A 24561-nucleotide genomic window follows, 5' to 3' on the forward strand; every position below is an offset into this window, starting at 1 on the left:
TTTTTATTATTTAGAAAAACCATTTTCCAAAGTTTTGATAACAGCTAGCATTTGCTCATCAGAAACTAACTTGTCAGCGCCATTGATGATTGCTTCATAAGCAGAATCATAAACTCTTCCATAATCACCGGCAACAGTTGGGATATGTTTCACAATCCGGTCACCATTTTGATTGAAATAAGTAAGCTTACCAAAATCAGCAGGACTATCTTGGCCAAAGCCTTCATCACCTGGGAACATGCCAACTTTTAAATCATTTTCTTGTTGGTCAACATCCATTTTGATGAATGTTCCTTTTGTTCCATAAACAATCCATTTTGGGTGGGGCATCGCAGCAACTTCGGTAGCAGCGACGGTTGCTCTTAAGTTTGGATACATGAGATTGACAGAAAAGTAATCATCAACACTGTCATAATCTCTGGTCGCGCGAATGTCGTATTGAACTTCTTTGGGAGTTCCAAAAAGCGATACCATTTGGTCTACTAAATGAACTCCGTGACCATACCAAGCGCCATCAAAATTTCCACCTTGACTAGCATCATTAGGTCTGAAATGATCCATATTGACGGTAATGTCCACTAAATCACCTAAATAACCTTGCTCAATCACTTTTTTGACAGTCAAGAAATCACTATCAAAGCGGCGATTTTGGAAAGGCATGAAGAAAAGATTTTTTTCTTTAGCGATATCTACCAACTCTTTGGCTTGTTCTAAAGTTTCCACAAGAGGCTTATCACAGAGCACGTTTTTCCCTGCTAATAGCAATTGCTTAGCGTAGTCATAATGAGCAAAAGCTGGTGTAACGATAACGACTAAATCAATCAGGTCATCATTGATAATATCAGCGACATCAGTTGAAAATAAAGTTCCAGTCGCTTCTAATTCAGCTTGTTCCGGACGTTTTCCTAAAGTCCGATTGACAACTCGTTTAATCACAATATTCTCACGTTCTTTCACGTAAGGGATATGATAGCGATTAGTTGATTTACCAAAACCAACATAAGCAATATTAAGCTTTTTTGTCATATTTTTTATTCTCCATTTTGGCACGGAGGGCTTCGATTTTAGCCTGAGTAGCATTTTTGGTATTGATGCCTTTTCCGCCTACCGTTGAGTTTTTTTCATGAAATTTACCGACAGATTTCTGTCCCTTATTATCAAGTTGATATTTTCCCATAAGATTAAATACGATTCAGCAAGTAAATTACTCACTGAATTCAGTTCCTTTCTAAGTAGATTTGACGTACGAAAATTTACTGACAGAACTGTCAGTAAAAATTAACCTATTAAATTCCTTACAAAAGGAAATGATTAAGTGTTGTAATCTAAAAACGTTGATAGTTTAAAATTACTTCGTGCGGTAAGTGAGCGAATTTTAAATGACTTTACGTTCGTAAGGGTCAGTTGAAATTCCTTCAGCGAGGATTTTCTTAGACCATTCTTTAGCACCGAAAAGTGAGTGATTGCGGTAGTTTCCGCATTCTTTTTCCGCAACACCAGGAACATTGTCCCAACCAAATTCATCACTTGAAAGCTCTTCTAGAGAAGATTTAATCACTTTCGCAATTTCTTCGGAACTATGTTCACCCCACATAATCATGTGGAAACCAGTTTGACAACCAAATGGTGAAAAGTCAATCATACCATCGATTCTATCGCGAATCAAACTTGCCATACTATGCTCGATAGTATGTAAAGCAGCCATACCAATGGCATTGGCATTAGGTTGTACAAAACGAACGTCAAAGTTAGTAATAACATCACCTTTCGGTCCAGTTTCGCTACCAATTAAGCGTACGTAAGGGGCAAGTACTTTTGTGTGATCTAATTGAAAAGATTCTACTTCAGCCATAAAATATATGATACAAAACTCAGCCGATAAAAGTCAGCCTTGTCAGTATCTCCTCCTTTATTTTAAATTCTAATTCTATTCTATCATTTTTTAAGCGAAATATTTTTTTATTTTTATTATAAAGTGGTAAAATGACCTTATAGCGTTTTCAGTAAAGCGTTTGTAGTCCTAGTTAAGGAAGTATTAGACGATACTTTCAAAAGAGTGAGGAGGGGAAGTGAACATCAGAGAAGTTGAAAAGTCATCTTTCTCGGTCATCGGAAAAGAAGGCTTAGGTAAATCGCAAGAAGCTGACATTTGGATTCCGCCGCTCTGGCAGCAAGCTACAAATGCTTTTGACGAAATTGCTCATTTAGTTAAACAACCTCTTGCCGTGTGGGGAGTCATGTCTGATGAGGCACGAACTTTTAGCGCTTGGTCCGATGGAGGACTTTATCTGGCAGGTGCTGAAGTTGAAAATACTACGAAAGCTCCTGAAAATTGGACAAAATGGACCTTTCCAAGCTTTCGGTATTTAGTTGTTGAAACAGCAACTTATGAAATGCACAAAGTCTATTCAGAGATGGAAAACTTCATGGCTCAACAGGATTTGGAACTAGTTGGAGCCGTACAGGAGCATCATTCGATTTCAGCTGAAAATCCAGAGGAGTTAGAACTTTGGTTTCCCATTGAAAGAATTTAAGAAGCAAAAAAGAGTTTTGATTGGTGACGAACTCATGTATTTTTAAAATTACTAAGGAGAAAAAATATGACATTAACAGACACTTACACACTAAACAATGGCATTAAAATCCCAAAAGTTGGATTTGGGACTTGGCAATCAGCAAGTGGAGAAGAAGCTTATAATGCAGTAAAAGCTGCCCTTGAAGCAGGCTATCGTCATATCGATACAGCGGCTGCTTACAAAAATGAAGAATCTGTTGGTAAAGCAATTGCTGACTCAGGAATTCCACGTGAAGAACTTTTCATTACTACTAAACTTTGGGGCGTAGGAACGACAGAAGATGCAGCAAAAGCATTGGACGAATCATTGGAAAAATTGGGACTTGATTATGTCGATTTATATCTCATTCATTGGCCAAATCCAAAGGCTTTTCGTCCTGACTTTGAAAAACGCAATCTCGCTGTTTGGAAAGCAATGGAAGCAGGATTAAAAGCTGGGAAAACTCGTGCGATTGGTGTTTCAAACTTCCACCCACGTCATTTGAAACCTTTGTTGAAATTTGCTGAAATCAAACCAGCAGTTAACCAAATCATGGTCAATCCAAGTGACCAACAAGAAGAAATTGTAAGTTTTAATGTGGACAATAATATCTTGACTGAGGCTTATAGCCCGCTTGGAACTGGTAAAATCTTTGAAGTTGCAGAACTTGCTGATTTGGCAAATAAATATAATAAAACAATTGCCCAAGTGGTACTGCGCTGGTCACTTCATAAAGGATACCTCCCACTTCCTAAATCAGTAACCCCTGCTCGAATTAAAGAAAATGCAGAAATCTTTGATTTTGATTTAAGTATTGAAGATATTGCTTTTATTGACAGTCTTCATGGTAAAGCCGGATTGGCTAAAAATCCTGATGAAGTTGATTTCTAAAGAATAATTATGAAATATTTTACTGACAGATTGTTTACCTCTCTTACAAGACAGCAGAGAATTTGGTCAGTAAATTAAAAAAGGTCTGTCAGTAGAATTTTGCTGACAGATTTTTTAGATTTTTGCTATAATTATCTCTAACTATAAAACGCTAGACTGCCTAGTCGAGCCACGCTCACCTTGCGAAGAATAATGCTCGGTCATAATAAGAAAAAATTATCAAATACCAAGGAGAAAAGATGAAAAAAGCACTTGTTTTAGTTGATTTTCAAAATGATTTTATTGATGGAAGTTTGGGAACAAAAGAGGCGCAAGCTATTCTTCCTAATGTCATTGAAAAACTTTCTCACTATCCTAAAGAAAATCGGTTTGCCACGCAAGACACGCATTTTGAAGATTATTTATCAACACAAGAAGGAAAGAATTTGCCGGTTATTCACTGTCAAAATGGGACTTATGGTTGGGAAATTCGCAAAGAAGCACAAGTTGGCTTTGCTAAAATTTTTGAAAAAACAACTTTTGGTTCAAGAAGTTTAGCGGAATTTATCCGTGATGAAAACTTTGATGAGGTTGAACTCATCGGAATTTGTACGGATATTTGTGTGGTTTCTAATGCCTTGTTAATCAAAGCCTATGCTCCCGAAGTGAAGTTGACAGTCGATGCTTCTTGTTGTGCGGGCGTTTCACCAGAAAAACACTTAGCTGCTCTTGAAACAATGTCTTCTTGTCAAATAGAGATTATAAATGCATAGGTTGCAATAAAACTACTGATTCTGTCAGCAATTTCAACTTGACAAATTCTTATCTATCATTGATAATGGAAAGAGAAATGACAAAAATTTGGAAGTGTGAGAGAGGTTAAAAATTTGAATTATCATCAATTATTTTCCCGCTTGAATGAAAAACTTTCAGAAGAGAATTTGCAACTTCATTTACACTGTGTTGGCGGTTTTGTACTTGAATACTATGGAATGAAGGCGACAGAGGACATTGATGCTTTTTATGAGACTACTGAAAAAATAGATAAAATCATTGAAGAAATTGGTGAAGAATATCATGTGGGAACTGCTAATGAACCTTGGCTGAGTCAAGCAGTTGGGGAAGTTATGTCTCATTCAAAAACAGATGAAACAATTATTTTTGAAGGAAGTCATTTGACTGTTGGGCTCTCACCACTGGAAGCGATTTTGATTGATAAAATTCAAGTCGGACGTACCAAAGATGTGCCAGACATTGCAAAATTGATGAAGAAATTGAAAATTGAAAGTCCGGATATCCTTTTAGAACGTTTTAAGCATACTGATGGATCGGCAGACCCAGCGGTTATTTTAGAAGCTTATAGTTTGGCTTATGGTGAAGAAGCTTTAAAAAATTATTTACGAAAAAATCCAAAAATACTGAGGTTATTACAATGACGTGGATTGAATATCTCTTGCAGGCTGCCCAAAAATCCAAATGGAATTTAGAACTTTGGGTTCGCTACCTAAACAAAGTGATTCAACGTGACAAAATTTTGCTCTCTAAAAAAGAGATTGACTATTTAACGAACTGTGAAGAATTAACTTCATTTCAACGTGTTTTTCTTGAATTGGCTCTTGAAAAAGAAACAACTCCTTGGGAAATGACTGTTGGAATGTCAGAACCGACTCGTTCTATCCATCTTCAAGCGGTTTTACAAGAATTAAAAAAAGAATGAATTGAATTTCATTCTTTTTTTATTAACTAAAAGTTCATTAATAATAATTTATTTTATTCGCAGATACTGACCAATTAAAATAGTATCGCTAGATAAATGATTCCAAGCCTTGATTGAAGCAATTGGGCTGCCAGATTTTTGCGAAAGTCCCCAGAGAGTATCTCCTTTAACGACCTTATGAATTGAGGAATTTGAGTTAGAAGAAGTCGAGTTTGAGTTATTGGTAGCAGTTGAGCCCGAACCTGTCGAAGGATTTGAAGAAGCAGCAGATTGTGAAACAATAAGATTTTGACCAATATAAATGGTATCTGAACTTAAATGATTCCAACTTTTCAATTGAGCAATACTAGTTTTATATTTTACTGATAGCGCCCAAAGGGTATCTCCGGATTTAACCTTAACAGTTGTTTGTGAAGCTGGTTTTGCAGGTGTCACAGAAGTGGTTGGAGTAGTGCTTGCGGAATTGTTTGAACCACCTGAATTTGTAGAAGAAGCTGAACCTGTCAGTACAAGTTTTTGACCAATGTAGATAATGGTACTTTTAAGATTATTCGCACTTTGAATTTGAGCGACACTAATTCCATATCTTTGTGAAATTCCCCAAAGAGTATCACCAGATTTGACGGTATAAGTAGTTGAACTGCTATTGGTTCCAGAATTATTATTCGTATTTGTGGTTGTCGAGCCACCAGAATTAGTATTTCCAGCTGAAGAAGCTCCGTCAAAACGAGTCAAATTATATTGAGAAATAATGCGATTCAGTGAAGCGCCATAACTTGGGTCGGTAGCATATTTGCCCGTCAATGCAGCAGTAGCGTCTTGATAGGTGGCAGCATTAGCTCGCCAAGCCTTAGCGTAATAGGGACCATTCCCAAAGTTTGTTGTTTTTAGGACATAAGCATTGTCTTGAAAACTTTGATTAAAGGAAGGATAGACTCTAAAGGGCATATCTTTGGTCACCCATTTACCATTGAGATACTCTTGAGTTTTAAATACGACGCTCTTTCCTTGATAAGTACCTTGAATACCAAATAAATTATAATAGGGAGCTCGTGAAAGCTGACTTGAGCCCCAGTTGCTTTCCAAAATAGCTTGGGCAATCATGACCGAAGGATATAAGCCATTAGCATCTGCCACAGGTTTTGCTGATGCGGCAATACTTTCAATAAAAGCCTCTGATGAGTTAGTCGCTGCTTGAACCATTGGACTTGTCTGTTGAAGAAGAAGTTCATGTGTGGTTGTCAATGTTCCGGCAATAAGAACAGCGCCAGCAAATTTTGTGGCTGGTTTATAAAAAGCGAGTGGTTTTTTAGTTTTCTTTTTTAAATGTCTATTTTTAACTTTAACACGTGATACTGGCATAAATAATTACCTTTCTAAAGATTACAAAATATAATAAGTACTATCTTTATTCTACCACGCCTCAAGCTAAAAAAAGATGTCAATTTGGTGGCGGTTTGTAAACGTTTTTCCGTTAAGGATTCATATTTGTAAAAACTTTTTGCCTTTAATCTAAAAAATCTGATTTAAAACAAAAATATTACAATTGTGATACAAAAAACTTATATTTTGTCAAATAATAAGAAAAAGCTGAATGAAAGCAAGCGACACAAGATATTGTGTGTCATTACATAATTTATTCTATATATTGTGTCATTTGCGAGAATTTGATAGAATAGATGATGTAAATGAAGAGGATGGATATATGAAAACAGAAGTAAAATATCAAGATGTAACACTAGAAGAAATCAATGTTATAAAGCGTGATGGGCGCTCAGTAAAATTTAATAGTGAGAAAATTTTTGATGCCTTGACTAAAGCGGCTAAAAAAGTAGAACTGACAGATAAATCAGTACTCTCAGAACTTACTGACAGAGTGGTCAGTGAGATTTTTAGTCGTTTTTCTGAAAATGTCAAAATTTATGAAATCCAATCCATTGTTGAACAAGAACTTCTGGAGTCTGGCGAAACAGCACTTGCTGAAGAATATATCTCTTATCGTGCGAATCGTGATTTAGCTCGTACCAAAGCGACAGATATCAATTTCACGATTGAAAAATTAATCAATCGTGACCAAACTGTCGTTAATGAAAATGCCAATAAAGATTCTAACGTTTTCAATACTCAACGTGACTTGACTGCTGGGGCGGTTTCCAAAGCAATTGGTTTGAAACTCCTTCCCCCACATGTGGCAAATGCTCACCAAAAAGGCGATATTCATTATCATGACCTTGATTATAGCCCATTTACAACGATGGCTAACTGTTGTTTGATTGACTTTAAAAATATGTTTGAAAATGGTTTTAAACTTGGAAATGCTCAAGTTGATTCACCCAAATCCATTCAAACAGCAACTGCTCAAGCCAGTCAAATTATCGCCAATGTGGCAAGTAGCCAATACGGTGGTTGTTCATTTGACCGTGCCGATGAAGTTTTGGCCCCTTATGCCAAGTTAAACTATCAAAAACACTTAAAAGATGCTCAAAAATGGATTGATGGCGATGAAAAACGCGAAGCTTATGCTCGTGAGAAAACAGCTAAAGATATCTATGATGCAATGCAATCTTTAGAATATGAAATTAATACTTTGTTCACTTCAAATGGTCAAACACCTTTTGTAACTGTTGGTTTTGGTTTAGGAGATGATTGGTATGCGCGTGAAATTCAAAAAGCAATTTTGAAAGTACGGATTGGTGGTTTAGGTTCTGAGCACCGCACAGCCATTTTCCCTAAATTGATTTTCACACTCAAACGTGGACTTAATCTAGAAGTAGGAACACCAAACTATGACATCAAAGAACTTGCCCTTGAATGTTCAACAAAACGCATGTACCCTGATATTTTGAGCTATGATAAAATTGTTGAATTAACAGGTTCATTTAAAGCTTCAATGGGTTGTCGTTCATTCTTACAAGGTTGGAAAGATGCCAATGGGAATGAAGTGACTGCTGGACGTAATAATCTTGGAGTTGTCACAGTCAACCTGCCACGTATCGCTCTTGAAGCCGCTGGAAATAAAGAAAAATTCTGGGAAATTTTCAATGAACGTGTTGAAATTGCACATGATGCCCTTGCCTTTCGTGTGGAGCGTGCCAAAGAAGCACAACCTAAAAATGCACCAATTCTCTTTATGAATGGCGCTTTAGGCCGTCTTGATGCCGAAGGTTCAGTAGATGACTTGTACAATAATGAACGTGCAACCGTAAGTTTGGGCTATATCGGACTTTATGAAGTGGCTACCACTTTTTATGGTCCAACTTGGGAAAGTAATCCAGAAGCCAAAGCTTTTACCATTGAAATTGTCAAACGTATGCACGAAGATTGCGAAGATTGGTCTAAAGCCTCAGGCTATCACTATTCTGTTTATTCAACACCATCAGAAAGTTTAACTGACCGTTTCTGCCGAATGGACAAAGAAAAATTTGGTTCAGTGGCGGATATTACTGACAAAGACTACTATACTAACTCTTTCCATTATGATGTTCGTAAAAATCCAACGCCATTTGAAAAATTAGAGTTTGAAAAAGATTACCCTGTTTATGCTAATGGTGGATTTATTCACTACTGTGAATACCCAGTTCTTCAACAAAATCCGAAAGCACTTGAAGCCGTTTGGGACTTTGCTTACGACCGTATTGGTTATCTTGGGACAAATGCGCCAATTGACCATTGTTACGCTTGTGGTTTTGAAGGAGATTTCACTCCAACAGAACGTGGTTTCAAATGTCCACAATGTGGCAATGATGATCCTAAAACCTGTGACGTTGTAAAACGTACCTGTGGATATCTTGGAAATCCTCAAGCACGTCCAATGGTTCACGGTCGTCACAAAGAAATTTCATCGCGTGTAAAACACATGAACGGTTCTGTTGGAGCTTTGAATGATGGAAATTTGATTGATTCAGTCGAAGTTGACGAAGCAAAATCAAAATATTTTGCGGAGAAATAAGTATGAACAATCCAAAACCAGGAGAATGGAGAGCTGATGAGCTCTCACAAAATTATATTGCAGATTATAAGCCTTTTAACTTTGTTGATGGTGAGGGCGTACGTTGTTCACTTTATGTGAGTGGTTGTATGTTTCATTGCGAGGGCTGCTATAATCAAGCCACATGGTCCTTTCGTTATGGAAGACCCTATACCAAAGAGCTCGAAGATAAAATAATGGCTGATCTTGCCGAGCCTTATGTCCAAGGCTTGACCCTCCTTGGCGGGGAGCCCTTCTTGAATACGACATTTTTGATTCCGCTACTTAAACGGATTCGCCGTGAATTGCCTGACAAAGATATTTGGTCATGGACGGGTTATACATGGGAAGAGATGATGCTTGAAACAGATGATAAATTAGAAATGCTTGATTTGTTAGATGTTTTAGTTGATGGTCGTTTTGAATTATCAAAGAAAAACCTGATGTTGCAATTCCGTGGTTCATCTAATCAACGAATTATTGATGTGCCAAAATCACGCTCAAAAGGTCAAGTAGTTATTTGGGAAAAACTCAATGATGGTGAAAATAGTTTTGAGCAAATTCATAAAGAAAAATTAATTTAAAAATACTGATGGACATTCGAGCATATCCGTAAGCACTAAAGTGCCAACGGCTATCCTCTGACAGTCTTCTGTCAGTATTTTTTTAATAATTTTGTGAAATCTGACTCGTCGTCAGTAATTTGGATTTCTTTGAGCGCCGTTTTGAGGGGGCGGTGTTTTTTTGTCCCTTTTAAGTAATTTTGAGTTTCCTTAGCTTTAGCAGATTCAGATAAAGAAACTTTCTTTTGCGAGGCTGTTTTACCATTTTGGTTTTTAGTTTTCTTGATTTGACCAGTCCTTTCAAAGGACTCATCTGGAAAATTTTGCGTTAATTGTTTGATGATTGTTTCCAAACCAAAATTACTGCTAATCCAAAAGGGAGTATTAGTTGCTTTGCAGGCTTCTTTAGCAAATTGAATCGAATGATGAGCCACATTTCGATTTCTCATGATGACAAAGTCTGATTTGGCTACGAGCTGGTCAATTTCAGCCCGATTTGGTTTTTTCTTATCGAAACCAAGAAAAGTAACTCCAACCTTAGCCAAGCCCTCCCGAAAATCATGCCAATATTTTACTTCACATAGAATAAGTAGTGTTTTCATTTAAATTTCCTTATTAATAGCTCCGTCTTTACTGACAAAAGCGAATTATAGTGATTATATCACATTTTTAGTTGAAGATTTTAGCAAAGAATTATGTTAAGACTATATCAATAAAGTTAAAAAATAATAAATAAGTTAAAATAAGCTTGAAAAAGAAAGAATATCTTTATAAAATTAGGAGGAAAAGTTAAAAAGGAGATTTTATGGAAAAGTTTAAAGGGAGTTTAGGCTCGGTCGTGAGAGGACTTGGTTTTTTGTTTGTAGTCTTATTTTTGATAATGATTACATCAACAATCAATAATGTATTAGGAATAATCGTATTTTTAGGACTCTTAGGATTCACTATTTATTATTTGTTAAGTGGACGAAAAAATACAGGGAATTTTATTTCCAAAATCACTAATAAGATTCTTTGGCTTGTTACTCTTATCTTATTTGTTGCTACAACTGGAGTATTGACAGTTCATAGTAATCAAATTAATTTAAAAGAAGCTCGGACAGAGCTAACCAAGTCTGATAAAAAACTGTCAAATTTATCATCGGAATATGTTTCGATAGAAACACAAAAAGATGTTAAAGCTGAACAAAAAGATACTCATCAAATTAATCAAAGTAAAAACAATGACAAGATAAAAGCAGAGACAAAAAGACTTAACCACCTTATATCTGTTGTAAAATCTGAGCAAAAAGCAGTCGATGATATTTTGAATCAATCTGCTGAGCTTAAAAATGATGAAAATATTTTATCAGAAGATAAAGCAAGCCTTGATAAATTAGAGCAAAAAGCAAATAATTATCAGTCATTAAAGTCCTATAAAAAGGAATCTGAAAATTTATTAGAGCTAATTTCTGTTCATAATCAACGAGAAGAGCAACTGAAAACAGTTGCAACAACTTTAAAAGATAAAAATCTGTCAGCACAAGATAAAAGTCAACTAGACAAGTTAGTACTAGAGATTAAAAAAGCTAAAAAAGCTTCAGATATCGAAGATAAGATGTCTGAGATCAGTACTGCTTTAGAAACTGCTCAGTCAAATATCCAAACAAAAAACGAAGTAGATGATAAAAAAGCACAACTCAATTCGACAGTAAAAAGTGCTCAAAGTTTACTAAGTGATACATATATTTCTGCTGCAGACAAAACATTAATTCAAGAGAGCATAGATTCAGTTAATAAAGCTGAAACACTTGATGAGTTAGATAAAGCTTCGCAAAACATTATTGACAATACAAGTAAAGTTAAAGCCAATAATGAAACGGCTAAAGCAGCTGCGGACAAGAAAAAAAGAGATGACGAACAAAAAAGAATAGCAGATGAAAAAGCTGCAGCCCAAGCAGCAGAAAATCAAACAGCTGCAGCTCAAGCAAGCTCAGATTCGCAAGAAAATTCGGCAGTGGCAAGTGGAGGTTATAGCACAAATCCCGCTGGTTGGGGAGTAGCGGAAGCTGGCTATTGTTTCTATCGTCCAAGTAGTCAAAGATATTATAGTTCGGTGGCAAATCCTGGGAATTATACCTATATGACTATCAGTGAAGCTCAAGGTCTTAATGGAAGCCCAGGGCATAGTAATGGTTCGGCTCACACATGATAAATTTATCAAAAAAATAGATTTCAAAAATTTGACCTAGTAAAAATAAAGTGGTAAATTAATAATAGATGGGTATGGTGCACACCCGAAACCGTTTCAAGAAATAACTTGAATCTAATGGCGCCTACAAAGCAAAGTTTTTTTTGCCTTGTAGTCTGCCATTTTTTCTTTGGCTTACAATGGCATTAAAGGCAAAGAAAAGGAGAGTTATTATGACAGTCACAATCGAAAACATTCACGCAAGAGAAATTTTTGATTCCAGAGGAAATCCAACCGTTGAGGTAGATGTTAGATTGACAGATGGAACTTTGGGACGGGCGGCAGTTCCCTCAGGAGCATCAACAGGAGATCGTGAAGCGGTCGAACTAAGAGATGGCGGAGCGCGACTTCAAGGAAAAGGCGTTTCTAAAGCTGTTGCAAATGTTAATGGTGAAATTTATGAAGCCTTAAAAGGCCAATCACCATTCAATCAAGCAAAATTAGACCATCTGATGATTGAACTTGATGGGACAAAAAATAAGTCTCGCTTAGGTGCCAATGCAATTTTGGGTGTTTCCATGGCTATTGCTCGTGCCGCGGCTAACAGTGAAAAAATCCCACTTTATCGTTATCTTGGTGGAGTAGATTTGGAACTTCCTCAACCATTTTTCAATGTCATCAATGGCGGAGTGCACGCCGATTCAGGAATTGACGTTCAAGAATTCTTGATTACCCCTGTCAAACGTGCTAGTTTCCGTGATGGTTTAGAAAAAATCGCAAATATCTATCATACTTTGAAGAAAATTTTAGCTGATAAAGGACTAGAAACGGCCGTAGGGGACGAGGGTGGTTTTGCTCCAAAACTTGGTTCGACGGAAAATGCCATTGCTACACTTTATCAAGCAATTGAAAGAGCTGGTTATGTGCCAGGCGAAGAAATTGCGATTGCTATTGACCCAGCTTCTAGCGAATTTTATGATGACAAAGAAAAAGTCTATCATTTTGAAGGTCAAAAGCTCACTTCAGCAGAATTGTTGACCTACTATGAGGGGTTAGTTGAAAAATATCCTGCCCTAATCTCTATTGAAGATGGATTTTCGGAACATGATTGGGCTGGTTTTGCGGCTCAAACGAAAGTTCAAGGTCAAAAAATTCAATTGGTTGGTGATGATATTTTTGTCACAAATCCCGAAATCTTCAAAGAAGGGATTCAAAAAGGTGTAGCAAATGCTATTTTGATTAAACTAAATCAAATCGGGACAGTGACCGAAGCGATTGAAGCGATTAGTTTGGCCAGAAAAGCAGGTTATAAGACCATGATTTCTCATCGTTCAGGTGAAACGGTTGATAGTTTTATTGCTGACTTTGCTGTAGCCATGCACGCTGGACAAATAAAAACAGGTTCAATGGCGAGAAGCGAGCGGGTTGAAAAATATAATCAATTTTTGCGTATTGAAGAAGAATTATTAGGACTAGAAGTTACCAAATAGAAGTTGAAAAATTACTCGGCAAAAAACCTTATATCTGATGATATAAGGTTTTTTTATATACGAAGTCATGTCGAAGTAAACTACTATATTAGAAGAGTTGTTTAAGGTAAAACTGATACACTGCCAGAAGTCAAAGCAACATCATTTGCATCATAGAGAGTTACTAAAACAACTGATTTATCTGTGATACCATAAGTTGATGTGAAGATTGAGAAGTTTCCATTTCCAGGTGTAATCTTCATTGAAGCTTTTTTATTACCGTCCACTGTCACACCAATTCTTGCTACTTTAGATCCAGTGTAAGTTCCTGTAATGTATTGGTCTTTGCTGGCTGAAAAATTATCAATATGAGTGATTGCATTTGGGATAGGAGCTTGTACAACTACTTGAGTAATAGGGCTTGTGTCTTTACCATCTGTTTCTACTACATTAAGAATTGCATAGGCAGGTTGAGAAGAATTGAGAGTAATAGAATATTTACCTGCTGAGTCAACAGAACCGCGTCCGATTTCCTGTCCAGAAGAATCAGTAACAATAATAGTATTACCAGGAGTATGTCCAGTACCAGTTACTACTACATCACCTTCATGGATAGGATCTACTTTTGGCGCAGGAATTTCAGAGACTTTATGTTTAACGACTGTTGTTGCTGCAACACTCATACCTACACCAGTGTCTTGGCGGACTTCAATAGTTACATTCTCATTTTGTTTAGGAGAAATTGTAACATGATAAATACCATTTGTTCCTACAGTACCAGTGCCGATAACTTTACCACCAGCTTTAATCTCGATTGTTGCTCCTGGTACACCAGTTCCCACAATTTCTGTATCTGTATCATAAACATCTTCGATTGTTGGGACCTGTTGAAGTAGGTCGTAGCCAGGGTCAAGGGCATGTGTATTTAAAGAAGTAGCAGTGTTATCATCAGCAATATTAGTGTAATCATGGTCTGTTACTACCGCACCATTGAAACTATAGTGTGTGCCGTTAACTGCATCTGCGATACGAATTCCTGTCTGTGTGACAAAATCTCCGAGGTCAAGTGAAACGTTAACATTGAAGTGGAGGCCATTAGCAACTCCCCAAGTAGCAGGTGGGTTAGTGAATCGAACGATGGTATTGCCGTCATTGTCAACGCCCATACGAATATCAGACGTTTGATATTTATATGGGTTTGCACCCCATCCAGGACCATCATAAGTTCCGCTGAAATAAGTAATGAAGCTTGGGTCTTGAGCGGCCTTGTCTAATTCACTAGGAAGGACAAGAACGAATTCAGTTTCCTGGTTCCATCCAATTGATCCAAGTGGGAAACTTCCAGAGTAAGTGAAATCAAGTTGACCTGTGGTAACTGTATTGCCAGAAGTGAGGTGTAAACCATTGGAACCAGTACCATCAATAAGGACTTGACCTCTTGAAGTAGTAGAAAGTGGATTAACATCTGTTGAGACAATACCATCTTGTGCTTGAACATTCATATTTGTGTCTGCACTTGCTGAGTTAGCGAAAAGTATTGCCGAACTTAGTAGTCCGATAGTAGCCATTGGTACAAAAATCTTTTTATTCATTCTTATTCTCCTTTTTTTAAAAAACTTTTTTTGCGATTGGGACTATGAGCGCATCCTGAGTTCAGTCCAGTAACATTAAAATCCTTTCTTTTTTCTAATGGGGCGCTTCAACTGTTGTTTACAAGATTAATTGTATTATAAAAACGTTTTCTAGTCAAGAGAAAAATGAAATTAATTAATTAAAATCTAATGAAAGTCTAATAAAATAAGTTTTCGGTAAAGTTTCAAACCAGTAAAAAAAAGGAAAATCAATCCATAAGGTCTTTTTTTGAGAATAAATTCACAAAAAAAGACCTTTTTCCATACAAAAAAGCCTCATTTTTGAAAAATTCTTCCTATTTCTTGGATTTTGCAATCTTAAAATATAAATCTGAAAGTAAAAATATTGATTAGTAAAAATAATATTGGCTGATTTATAGGCTAAAAACCTAATTTTTAAGCATAATAATCGAAAGCTTTAATTATTTCAGGGATTATTTATAAGAAAAAACATTTAATAGGTAGAAAATCTATTTTTTTAATAGAAAAAAAGCTCTGTAATCTATTGACAGAGCTTTTCGGAAAAATTTTTAAGGAGAAGAGGGGATTCGAACCCCCGATACGCTTGTGACGTATACACACTTTCCAGGCGTGCTCCTTCGACCACTCGGACACTTCTCCAACTTCCTTAACATTATAGCAAAAAAGCTCAGACTTTAGCAAAGATTTTTAAATGACACTTTATTTACTGATAATCGGGTTAATTTTTAGTAGAAATATAAAACTAAATGGTTAAAAGTCTTTAAAATTTGGTATAATAAGGGCTATGAATAAAATTCTCGAAGTGGAAAATTTAGTTTTTAAATATGAAAAAGAAAGCGATGTAAATCAGCTTAATGGTGTCTCCTTTTCGATTACAAAAGGGGAGTGGGTTTCGATTATCGGGCAAAATGGTTCGGGAAAATCGACGACTGCACGACTGATTGATGGACTTTTTGAAGAATTTGAAGGAGTTGTCAAGATTGACGGTGAAAGATTAACAGCTGAAAATGTCTGGAATCTACGTCGAAAGATTGGGATGGTTTTTCAGAATCCTGATAACCAATTTGTTGGGGCAACGGTTGAGGACGATGTTGCTTTTGGCATGGAAAATCAAGGAATTCCCCGTGAAGAGATGATTAAGCGAGTTGATGAGGCTTTGCTTGCTGTCAATATGCTTGATTTTAAGACACGTGAGCCGGCAAGACTTTCTGGTGGACAAAAGCAGAGGGTAGCCGTAGCTGGAATTATTGCTTTGCGTCCTGAAATTATTATTCTTGATGAGTCAACCTCAATGCTTGATCCGACAGGACGAAGCGAAATTATGCGCGTGATTCATGAGATTAAAGATAAGTATAATTTGACGGTTTTATCTATCACTCATGACCTTGATGAAGCAGCTAGTTCTGACCGAATTCTGGTCATGCGAGCCGGTGAAATCATTAAAGAAGCCGCGCCATCTGAACTCTTTGCGACTAGCGAGGATATGGTTGAGATTGGACTTGATGTGCCCTTTTCTTCAAATCTAATGAAAGATTTGCGCACAAATGGTTTTGATTTACCTGAAAAATATTTGTCAGAAGATGAATTAGTAGAGCTTTTAGCTGATAAATTGGGCTAGATTTACTGACAGATTTTTCTGTCAGTTCAAGGCGATTAAGATTAGCATTGAATCGGCAAATCAAGGAAATTCTAGTCTGTTAGAATTTCTGTCAGTTCAAGGCGATTAAGATTAGCATTGAATCGGCAAAATAAGTAAATTCTAGTCCTTTAGAATTTCTGTCAGTAAAATGGATATTATTGGATTTGAGAAAAAAGAAAAATGATTAAATTTGAAAAAGTAAATTATACTTATCAACCCAACAGCCCTTTTGCCAGTCGTGCCCTTTTTGATATTGATTTAGAAGTCAAAAAAGGAAGTTACACGGCTTTAATTGGGCACACAGGTTCTGGGAAATCAACCTTGTTGCAACATCTCAATGGTTTGTTGCAACCGACTGAGGGTAAAGTGACCGTTGGAGATATTGTTGTAAGTTCAACAAGTAAACAAAAAGAGATTAAACCTGTTCGCAAAAAAGTAGGGGTTGTTTTTCAATTTCCTGAAAGTCAACTTTTTGAGGAAACAGTCTTAAAAGATGTGGCTTTTGGCCCACAAAACTTTGGAATTCCTAAAGAAAAAGCTGAAAAAATCGCTGCTGAAAAGCTTGAAATGGTTGGACTTGCTGATGAATTTTGGGAAAAATCTCCTTTTGAACTTTCAGGAGGTCAAATGCGCCGCGTTGCCATTGCCGGAATTCTTGCAATGGAACCAGAAGTTTTAGTGCTTGATGAACCAACCGCAGGGCTTGACCCGAAAGCTAGAATCGAAATGATGCAACTTTTTGAAAGTATTCATCAATCAGGACAAACAGTTGTCTTAGTCACTCATTTAATGGATGATGTGGCTGATTATGCTGACTATGTTTATCTTCTTGAAAAAGGGCATATCATTAGCTGTGGTACTCCGTCAGACGTTTTTCAAGAGGTTGATTTTTTGAAAGCACATGAATTGGGCGTGCCAAAGGCAACGCATTTTGCTGACCAACTTCAAAAAACAGGAGCGGTCACCTTTGAAAAATTACCCATCACACGAGCTGAGCTTGTTACTTTACTGACAAGTCTGTCAGTAAATTCAGGAGGTGAAAACTGATGCAAAATATGCTGATGGGACGTTACATTCCAGGTGACAGTATCATTCACCGGATGGACCCGCGTTCAAAACTTTTAGTCATGATTGCTTTTGTCGTCATTATCTTTTTGGCTCATGATTGGTTAGGCTATCTTCTTTTAGTGCTTTACACTTTGGCCGGTGTCTTACTATCAAATATTTCAGTCTCTTACTTTTTAAGAGGCCTGCGGCCAATGATTGGTTTAATTCTGTTCACAGTCATTTTCCAAATGCTTTTTACCAACGGTCAACATGTCATTTTTAGCTTATGGTTTATCAAGATTTCGACAGAATCTTTGATTAATGCGGTTTATATTTTCTTCCGTTTTGTTTTAATTATCTTTATGTCAACGATTTTGACCTTAACTACACCACCATTGACCTTAGCTGATGGAATTGAAAAAGGCTTGGGTCCATTGAAAAAAATCAAAGTTCCAGTTCATGAATTAGGTTTGATGCTATCTATATCATTACGTTTTATTCCAACATTAATGGATGACACAACAATGATTATGAATGCTCAAAAAGCCAGAGGAATGGATTTTGGCGAAGGAAATCTGCTGAAAAAAATTAAATCAGTCATTCCAATTTTGATTCCACTTTTCGTCAGCTCATTTCGTCGTGCCGATGATTTAGCTGTAGCCATGGAAAGTCGCGGTTATCAAGGTGGCGATGGGCGGACAAAATATCGTCAGCTCAAATGGCAAAGTCGTGACAGTCTACTGGTCGTAAGTATTATTATCATGACCATTTTACTTATTCTATGGTCAAAAGTTTCCTAGAAAAAGTTCAAAGGAGAAAAAATGATAACTTTAAACGTAAATAGTCTAGAAAATGCCGAAATTTTTTGGAAAGAACTAGGTTTAGAAGAGGAAATAGCCCTCAATGAAACCTATGACCCAGCTCCAGAAACCTTGGCAATTTCAGTAGAAACAATCGATGAAATCCATGACAAAATCATCGAACTCGGACTGACACTAAGTCCAATTACCAAAAGCGCTGACGGAAGATATCTGTTTTCCTTTATCGCTCCAGAAGGTAACACCATTATCATCATTGGTGAGTGGGTCGAAAGACCTTATACAGGAGAGATGCGGACAGAATTTTTTGAAAATATGAAAGACGTCCTACCGCTTGCGCCTGTACGCTTGTCAGAGCTGACAGAAGGCCAGTTTGTCCTCTTTGGGCGTGTCACTTGCCCTTGGACGAGAAGATTTGTCAAACAGCTCCCTGAGTATGCTGACAAAACGATTTACTATATCGATACAGAAAACACAGACATACATCCTGAGTTGCAAGCCATTCGCAAAGCCCACGAAATTAACACTGTACCCACATTTATGAAACGAAGTGCTGACGGAACTTTCGTCAAATTTGACGAGAAAACAGAAAGACTGTCAGACTTTATCAGTCAGTAACACACAAAATCAGAGCAATCTGATTTTTTTATTACTACTATAAAAACGCTTACTTTTCCGCTGATACACTACATGTATCAGGTTTTGACAATCCTGTCAAAACCAATACTTAAGGAGCTTTTTATGAAAATAATAAAAAATCGCAGAAATTTTATTCTCATCAGCCTGATCGCCCTTTTTTGGCTGACATTTAGTCTTGCGTTACCTTTTCGCCTTGTCGGCGATGATCCGCATTATTTCACAGCCTTACATGATTTTCATGGCAATTTGATTTCATATCTCGTCAACGATTATAAAACTTGGTCATCACGAATGATAGGCGACGCTCTTAATGTCCTTCTGGTTCATCATGTCAGACTCTGGCAAATCCTTGAAGCATTTGCCTTTACGATAATTTCTGTCCTACCAGCTTATTTTTTCAAAAACTCATCTAAAAATCGTGCAAAATTCCTTTTGATTTCATTTACTTTATCTTTTCTTTTTCCCATCGGTCTGATTTATCGCGCGGGTTATGTAGCCACAACTGTTCACTATCTCTTTCCTTTCGCTTGTCTCCTTTTAGCTATTTTTCCTTTTATTCAAAGACTCAATGAAAAGCAAAATCCAATTTTTCTATGGATAATTAGTTTACTATCATTTATTTATGCCATTTTAGAACAACAAACCCTCGTAATATTAGGGATTTTCCTCACTTCACTTATTATTTATCTACTTATTGAAAAAAAGCAAATTCGTTTGCCTCTCACTTACCTTGTTTTTGCCCTTCTTTCTCTTATTTTCAATCTCACTGCCCCGGGAAATCACTTACGGACAATCAGTGAAACAAAAGCATATTTTCCAAATTTTGGTCAACTTTCCCTCTTTACAAAAGCCAATATGGGATTTGCTTCGCTCACATCATCTCTCTTCACAAATACTTATTTGCTCCCTCTTATTTTCTTGCTGACAGTCTTTGTTTTACTCATTAAACAAGGAAAAATTTATAAATCACTGATTCTTTTACCGCCAATTATCTTTAGTGTAATTATCGGCTTTGACGCGTCCAGCTTACAAGACCTTATCGCCTCAAAGTTAGACCTAGCAACAAATGCAGGAGCGATTACTCGCCTCCTTCTGACTTTTCTCAATATGAATAAAGTCAATAATACAGGCAATCCTGTGATTACCAGTAGTTTGGCAGATATCCTATTTTTACTTCTCATCATCTGCCTATTTTTAGCGATATATTGGCTTTTCGATAGTAATTTCAAGAAATCTTTACTTACTTTTCTTGTTTTACTGACAGGATTTTTAAGCAGATTTATGATGGGATTTTTCCCTTCAGTCTGGGCGTCAGGCGCACGAACAGCAACATTTTTACTTTATAGTTTTATGTTTGCACTCCTTATCATCCTTTATCAACTCAACAAAGACAAAAACCTCGAATAGAACTTTTTTTCCGAACAATGCTATAATATTCTAAAAGAAGTTCCGAGGAGAAAAATATGACCCAAGCACAAAAATTATCCGCCCAAGAAATTATTCAATTTATCGGCAATGCCGAGAAAAAAACAGGTGTCAAAGTCACTTTGTCAGGAATGCCAAGTTTTAAGTCAGCCGGTTTTCTTGCGGAAAACGGTCGACCAAACTTTAAGGCGCTTGCCAATAAAGGCATTCAAGTTTTGGGCGATTTTCACACCCATTACAGTCTTAAAATCATCATTGGCGATTGGCAAGCCGTGCGTCCCTTGCTTGAAGGATTGACTGAGAATAAAGATTATACCATTGAATTTGAAGGCAGAAATTCAGCCGTGCCACTCCTTGATACAAGAGCTATCAATGCTCGAATCGAGCCGGGTGCGATTATCCGTGACCAAGTGACGATTGGCGATAATGCGGTCATCATGATGGGCGCTATCATCAACATCGGAGCTGAGATTGGCGAAGGGACGATGATTGATATGGGTGCTGTTCTAGGTGGTCGGGCAACTGTTGGGAAAAACTCTCATATTGGTGCTGGTGCTGTGCTTGCGGGTGTCATTGAGCCAGCAAGTGCCGAACCAGTTCGTGTGGGCGACAATGTCCTTGTTGGGGCAAATGCCGTTGTCATTGAAGGTGTTCAAGTTGGCTCAGGCTCAGTCGTTGCTGCAGGCGCGATTGTCACTCAAGACGTCCCAGAAAACGTTGTGGTTGCTGGTGTCCCTGCTCGAATCATCAAAGAAATTGATGAAAAAACAGCACAAAAAACTGCTTTAGAAGATGCCCTTAGAAATTTGTAAATTACAGGAAATAGATAATTTCTGAACTTTTGTTACTTTTAACAAAAGTTTTTTTGATAAAAGTAGGAATTCACAGGAAAAAAAGAGTAAAATAAATAAAAAAACTTTTGAAATTTAGCTTAGTAATGAGGACAAATATGATAAATTTAATCGAAATCCGGCGCCAACTTCACCAAATTCCCGAAATTGGACTTGAAGAACATAAAACTCAAAAATATTTATTGACGATCATTCATCAAATTATTCAAAATAAATCTTTTATTCAAGTTGAAACTTGGCAAACTGGTATTTTGGTATATTTGAAAGGGAGTCAAGGCCAAAAAACAATTGGCTGGCGCACAGATATTGACGGACTTCCTGTTGAAGAATTGACTAATTTACCATTTGCTAGTAAAAATGGACGAATGCATGCTTGTGGACATGATATTCACATGACTGTTGCTCTTGGTTTACTTGAAAAATTGAGTGAAAGTCAGCCTAAGAATAATCTTCTTTTTCTTTTTCAACCTGCGGAGGAAAATGAAGCAGGGGGAAAACTGATGTATGATGGTGGAGCCTTTAAGAATTGGCTTCCTGATGAATTTTACGGATTACATGTTAGACCTGACTTAAAAGTAGGAGATATTGCCACTAATGAACAGACTCTTTTTGCTGGAACTTGTGAAGTTGAGTTGACTTTCGTTGGGACAGGAGGACATGCTGCTTTTCCGCATACGGCAAATGATGCACTCGTTGCTGCCGCTTATTTCGTCACTCAAGTTCAGACGATTGTGAGCCGTAATGTTGACCCCTTAGATTCAGCAGTGGTGACATTCGGAAAAATGGAGGCCGGAACAACCAATAATATTATTGCTGAACGTGCCTTTTTGCATGGGACCATTCGGAGTTTGACCCAAGAAGTCAATGAATTGACTCAAAAACGTTTGACCGAACTTGCCAAGGGTGTTGCTCAATCTTTTGATATGACCATTGATTTAAAACTCAAACAAGGAGGTTATCTTCCTGTTGAAAATAATCCTAAACTGGCAAAAGAACTCATGGATTTTTTTAGAAATGAAACAAAAGCAAATCTGATTGATATTGCACCGGCAATGACTGGTGAAGATTTTGGTTATCTGTTGAGTAAGATTCCTGGGGTCATGTTTTGGCTTGGGATTAACAGTGAAGCTCCTTTACATTCTCAAAAAATGCAAGCTGATGAAGGAGTGCTTGATTTTGCTGTAGAAGCCATTGGCCAATTTTTAGATTTTAAAGCAAATAGGAACTAATAATATCTGATTTTTTCATAAAAAAATAAATTAACAACTTTAATATTGAATAGGGATATGTTATTATAGAAAGATAGAAGTTAAAATAACATTTTTGTATTAATGGTGTTACAAAGAGAACTTTTTTGAAATATATAGGAGTTTTTAAGAAGAAAAATGAGTCAAAAAAGAAGTGCAAGATCAAAGAGTTCAAAAAAGGCCTTTTGGAAACTGACGTTGATTATGGGAGCCCTGCTGATTGTTGTCGCTGGAATCGGGACATATTATTACGATCAAGGAGTTCGTAAGCAGAATATTGCTTATGAAAAGCAGGTAAATGAAGCAAAAGAAGCCAAAGATAAAGCCTATAATTCCAGAAAAACAAGCGACATTAATGAAGCAAAAAAACTAATTGTTAAGCTCCATGAGAAAGATAAAAGTAGTCTAAATCAATCAATTACTCAACTTTTGGCATATTTGACAGATATTGATAAAGTGAGTCAACTGGTTGCTAAAGAGCATCAAAATATCACCGAAGATACGATAAAAGAAGCAGAGCAAGCTCTTGAACTTTTAAATGCTTCTTATGAAAAAACAGATAAAGAAAAATTTGCTCAACAAATCGCCGCTGATAAGCAAGTTCTTATTGAACGACAAAAAGAGGCTGAACGAATTGCTGATGAAAAAAATAAATTAGCAAATCAAAAATTGATTGCTTTGACTTTTGATGATGGTCCAAACCCGACTACCACTCCTCAGTTACTAAAAACATTGAGTGCTGCAAAAGTTCCCGCTACCTTTTTTGCTTTGGGTAAAGAGGCTCAGCAGTATCCCGATATTATTAAAGAGGAATCTGACTTAGGAAATGAAGTCGCTTCACATACTTGGGATCATAAAGATTTGGTGACTTTGTCACCGGCTCAACAAAAACAAGAAATTGAAAGTGCCAATCAATTAATCAATAAGATTACAGGGAAAAATGTCACGCTCTTTAGACCTCCGTACGGAAGTTACAATAATTCTGTATTGTGCCAAACTGATTTAACGGCGGTCAATTGGTCAGTGGATACTAATGACTGGCGTTATCGTACAAGCGCACCGGTCGTTCAAAATGTAGCGACTTATGCTCATGATGGTGCGATTATTTTGATGCATGATATTCATCAGTGGTCAGTAGATGCCGTACCACAAATTATTCAAAATTTGAAAGCACAAGGATATACTTTTGTGACTGTCAGTACTTTATTGGATATTCGGAATGGGGGCGCAAAAGCACAACAAGTGTATTTTGGCAGATAAATTGATAAAGGAATAGTATTTTATCTATTCCTTTTTTTACTGACAAAAACCTAATTTATTTTAAATTTTGCATGTAATGAGTTTATTCTTGACAACTTTTGGGAAACTTGGTATACTAATATAGTCGTTTAAGAGAAACGCAGGCGTGGCTCAACTGGATAGAGTACCTGACTACGAATCAGGCGGTTGTAGGTTCGAATCCTACCGCTTGCATAAATAAAATATGACGAAAGTCATTTTTTTATTTGAAAGCTGATCTCTCCTACAAAATGTGAGAAGTATCGGTAAGGATTTAGAAATTATAAAATAATATTTGGGACTTCGCGACAAGCGCGAAGAACTGAATTGCTAAACGCTAAAGCGTCAAGCACTTCATGTCCGGGAAGTAGCTCAGCTTGGTAGAGTACTTGGTTTGGGACCAAGGTGTCGCAGGTTCGAATCCTGTCTTCCCGATTACCGACTAACCCTAACTCATCTTTCGTGGATGAGTTTTTTTGATACCAAAATTAGCTAAACTTCCATAATTCTTGAAAGTGTTATCAAGATATGATAAAATTCAAGTGATAATGTGAGTTGAGAAAATCTCTAAAAGCGAGCATTAAATGAAAGGAGCCATCATGGCATATAAATCACATAAATTTGGTAAACGTAACGGGAAAAAACACTTTAACGCGGTAGGTGTAAGAACTGCACCAAAACCAGAAGCTAAAA

At 36.9% G+C, this 24561-nt stretch carries 23 protein-coding genes, 3 tRNA genes and 1 riboswitch; of the genes, 19 read left to right on the forward strand and 7 right to left on the reverse strand.

Annotated elements, in window-relative coordinates; all coding sequences use genetic code 11:
* Window positions 1-6: 6 nt before the first annotated feature.
* From KW2_RS01275 to KW2_RS01280, 3 genes are all read right to left on the reverse strand, one after another.
* Window positions 7-1026 (reverse strand): Gfo/Idh/MocA family oxidoreductase, encoded by a 1020-nt coding sequence (locus KW2_RS01275; protein WP_021036647.1) that lies wholly within the window; start codon window positions 1024-1026, stop codon window positions 7-9.
* Entirely contained in the window at window positions 1010-1177 is a 168-nt protein-coding gene (locus KW2_RS12070) for a hypothetical protein (protein WP_011675293.1), read from the reverse strand. Before KW2_RS12070 ends, KW2_RS01275 begins: the two co-directional genes overlap by 17 nt.
* Before the next feature lie 198 nt (window positions 1178-1375).
* On the reverse strand, window positions 1376-1852 hold the full coding sequence (locus KW2_RS01280) for an S-ribosylhomocysteine lyase (protein ID WP_011834348.1): 477 nt from the start codon (window positions 1850-1852) through the stop codon (window positions 1376-1378).
* A 217-nt stretch (window positions 1853-2069) separates the two neighbouring features.
* On the opposite strand from KW2_RS01280, the gene KW2_RS01285 reads away from it, so the two are divergent.
* The 5 genes from KW2_RS01285 (at window position 2070) to KW2_RS01305 (ending at window position 5142) form a co-directional block, all read left to right on the forward strand.
* Window positions 2070-2534 carry a GyrI-like domain-containing protein gene (locus tag KW2_RS01285; protein ID WP_021036648.1) on the forward strand — a complete coding sequence of 155 codons (465 nt, stop codon included), beginning with the start codon at window positions 2070-2072 and terminating at the stop codon, window positions 2532-2534.
* A gap of 66 nt (window positions 2535-2600) precedes the next feature.
* Window positions 2601-3446 carry an aldo/keto reductase gene (locus KW2_RS01290; protein WP_011675296.1) on the forward strand — a complete coding sequence of 282 codons (846 nt, stop codon included), beginning with the start codon at window positions 2601-2603 and terminating at the stop codon, window positions 3444-3446.
* A gap of 239 nt (window positions 3447-3685) precedes the next feature.
* The gene (locus KW2_RS01295; protein ID WP_021036649.1) at window positions 3686-4198 is read left to right on the forward strand and encodes a cysteine hydrolase family protein; all 513 of its coding nucleotides are present in this window, start codon (window positions 3686-3688) and stop codon (window positions 4196-4198) included.
* A 114-nt stretch (window positions 4199-4312) separates the two neighbouring features.
* Window positions 4313-4861 (forward strand): DUF6036 family nucleotidyltransferase, encoded by a 549-nt coding sequence (locus KW2_RS01300; RefSeq protein WP_014571972.1) that lies wholly within the window; start codon window positions 4313-4315, stop codon window positions 4859-4861.
* Window positions 4858-5142: a hypothetical protein gene (locus KW2_RS01305; RefSeq protein WP_011675299.1), complete on the forward strand. Its 285-nt coding sequence runs from the start codon at window positions 4858-4860 to the stop codon at window positions 5140-5142. Before KW2_RS01300 ends, KW2_RS01305 begins: the two co-directional genes overlap by 4 nt.
* Before the next feature lie 48 nt (window positions 5143-5190).
* Here the strand turns inward: KW2_RS01305 and KW2_RS01310 are convergent, their stop codons facing one another.
* Window positions 5191-6504 carry a LysM peptidoglycan-binding domain-containing protein gene (locus KW2_RS01310; RefSeq protein WP_021036650.1) on the reverse strand — a complete coding sequence of 438 codons (1314 nt, stop codon included), beginning with the start codon at window positions 6502-6504 and terminating at the stop codon, window positions 5191-5193.
* 343 nt (window positions 6505-6847) lie between these two features.
* Between KW2_RS01310 and nrdD the strand changes: the two genes are divergently transcribed.
* Both nrdD and nrdG read left to right on the forward strand, forming a co-directional pair.
* Window positions 6848-9091 carry an anaerobic ribonucleoside-triphosphate reductase gene (gene nrdD, locus KW2_RS01315; RefSeq protein ID WP_021036651.1) on the forward strand — a complete coding sequence of 748 codons (2244 nt, stop codon included), beginning with the start codon at window positions 6848-6850 and terminating at the stop codon, window positions 9089-9091.
* Between the two features lie 2 nt (window positions 9092-9093).
* Window positions 9094-9693 (forward strand): anaerobic ribonucleoside-triphosphate reductase activating protein, encoded by a 600-nt coding sequence (nrdG, locus tag KW2_RS01320; protein ID WP_021036652.1) that lies wholly within the window; start codon window positions 9094-9096, stop codon window positions 9691-9693.
* A 71-nt stretch (window positions 9694-9764) separates the two neighbouring features.
* Here nrdG and KW2_RS01325 read toward each other — a convergent pair whose 3' ends face one another.
* On the reverse strand, window positions 9765-10274 hold the full coding sequence (locus tag KW2_RS01325; RefSeq protein ID WP_021036653.1) for a DUF2325 domain-containing protein: 510 nt from the start codon (window positions 10272-10274) through the stop codon (window positions 9765-9767).
* A 203-nt stretch (window positions 10275-10477) separates the two neighbouring features.
* Between KW2_RS01325 and KW2_RS01330 the strand changes: the two genes are divergently transcribed.
* Window positions 10478-11863 (forward strand): DUF4199 domain-containing protein, encoded by a 1386-nt coding sequence (locus tag KW2_RS01330; RefSeq protein ID WP_021036654.1) that lies wholly within the window; start codon window positions 10478-10480, stop codon window positions 11861-11863.
* A 61-nt stretch (window positions 11864-11924) separates the two neighbouring features.
* Window positions 11925-11997: riboswitch (Fluoride riboswitch) on the forward strand.
* 78 nt (window positions 11998-12075) lie between these two features.
* On the forward strand, window positions 12076-13332 hold the full coding sequence (gene eno, locus KW2_RS01335; RefSeq protein WP_021036655.1) for a phosphopyruvate hydratase: 1257 nt from the start codon (window positions 12076-12078) through the stop codon (window positions 13330-13332).
* 101 nt (window positions 13333-13433) lie between these two features.
* Here the strand turns inward: eno and KW2_RS01340 are convergent, their stop codons facing one another.
* Both KW2_RS01340 and KW2_RS01345 read right to left on the reverse strand, forming a co-directional pair.
* The gene (locus KW2_RS01340; protein ID WP_021036656.1) at window positions 13434-14903 is read right to left on the reverse strand and encodes an Ig-like domain-containing protein; all 1470 of its coding nucleotides are present in this window, start codon (window positions 14901-14903) and stop codon (window positions 13434-13436) included.
* A 572-nt stretch (window positions 14904-15475) separates the two neighbouring features.
* Window positions 15476-15563, reverse strand: a tRNA-Ser gene (locus tag KW2_RS01345).
* A gap of 145 nt (window positions 15564-15708) precedes the next feature.
* Between KW2_RS01345 and KW2_RS01350 the strand changes: the two genes are divergently transcribed.
* The 10 genes from KW2_RS01350 (at window position 15709) to KW2_RS01395 (ending at window position 24303) form a co-directional block, all read left to right on the forward strand.
* Window positions 15709-16542, forward strand: coding sequence for an energy-coupling factor ABC transporter ATP-binding protein (locus KW2_RS01350; RefSeq protein WP_021036657.1), 834 nt, complete (start codon window positions 15709-15711; stop codon window positions 16540-16542).
* A 201-nt stretch (window positions 16543-16743) separates the two neighbouring features.
* Window positions 16744-17610, forward strand: coding sequence for an energy-coupling factor ABC transporter ATP-binding protein (locus KW2_RS01355; protein ID WP_021036658.1), 867 nt, complete (start codon window positions 16744-16746; stop codon window positions 17608-17610).
* A complete protein-coding gene (locus tag KW2_RS01360; protein WP_021036659.1) occupies window positions 17610-18410 on the forward strand; it encodes an energy-coupling factor transporter transmembrane component T family protein in 801 nt (266 codons plus the stop codon). Before KW2_RS01355 ends, KW2_RS01360 begins: the two co-directional genes overlap by 1 nt.
* Window positions 18411-18431: 21 nt before the next feature.
* Window positions 18432-19046, forward strand: coding sequence for a VOC family protein (locus KW2_RS01365; protein WP_021036660.1), 615 nt, complete (start codon window positions 18432-18434; stop codon window positions 19044-19046).
* 123 nt (window positions 19047-19169) lie between these two features.
* A complete protein-coding gene (locus KW2_RS01370) occupies window positions 19170-20474 on the forward strand; it encodes a DUF6056 family protein (RefSeq protein WP_021036661.1) in 1305 nt (434 codons plus the stop codon).
* 56 nt (window positions 20475-20530) lie between these two features.
* The gene (dapD, locus tag KW2_RS01375) at window positions 20531-21304 is read left to right on the forward strand and encodes a 2,3,4,5-tetrahydropyridine-2,6-dicarboxylate N-acetyltransferase (protein ID WP_021036662.1); all 774 of its coding nucleotides are present in this window, start codon (window positions 20531-20533) and stop codon (window positions 21302-21304) included.
* A 137-nt stretch (window positions 21305-21441) separates the two neighbouring features.
* The gene (locus KW2_RS01380; protein WP_021036663.1) at window positions 21442-22572 is read left to right on the forward strand and encodes an N-acetyldiaminopimelate deacetylase; all 1131 of its coding nucleotides are present in this window, start codon (window positions 21442-21444) and stop codon (window positions 22570-22572) included.
* A 156-nt stretch (window positions 22573-22728) separates the two neighbouring features.
* Complete coding sequence (locus KW2_RS01385; RefSeq protein WP_021036664.1) at window positions 22729-23850, forward strand: polysaccharide deacetylase family protein; 1122 nt, start codon at window positions 22729-22731, stop codon at window positions 23848-23850.
* Between the two features lie 139 nt (window positions 23851-23989).
* A tRNA-Arg gene (locus tag KW2_RS01390) sits at window positions 23990-24063 on the forward strand.
* 166 nt (window positions 24064-24229) lie between these two features.
* Window positions 24230-24303, forward strand: a tRNA-Pro gene (locus KW2_RS01395).
* Window positions 24304-24561 lie beyond the last annotated feature (258 nt).

Origin of the sequence: Lactococcus cremoris subsp. cremoris KW2 (genome assembly GCF_000468955.1) — a bacterium.
Taxonomy (GTDB): domain Bacteria; phylum Bacillota; class Bacilli; order Lactobacillales; family Streptococcaceae; genus Lactococcus; species Lactococcus cremoris.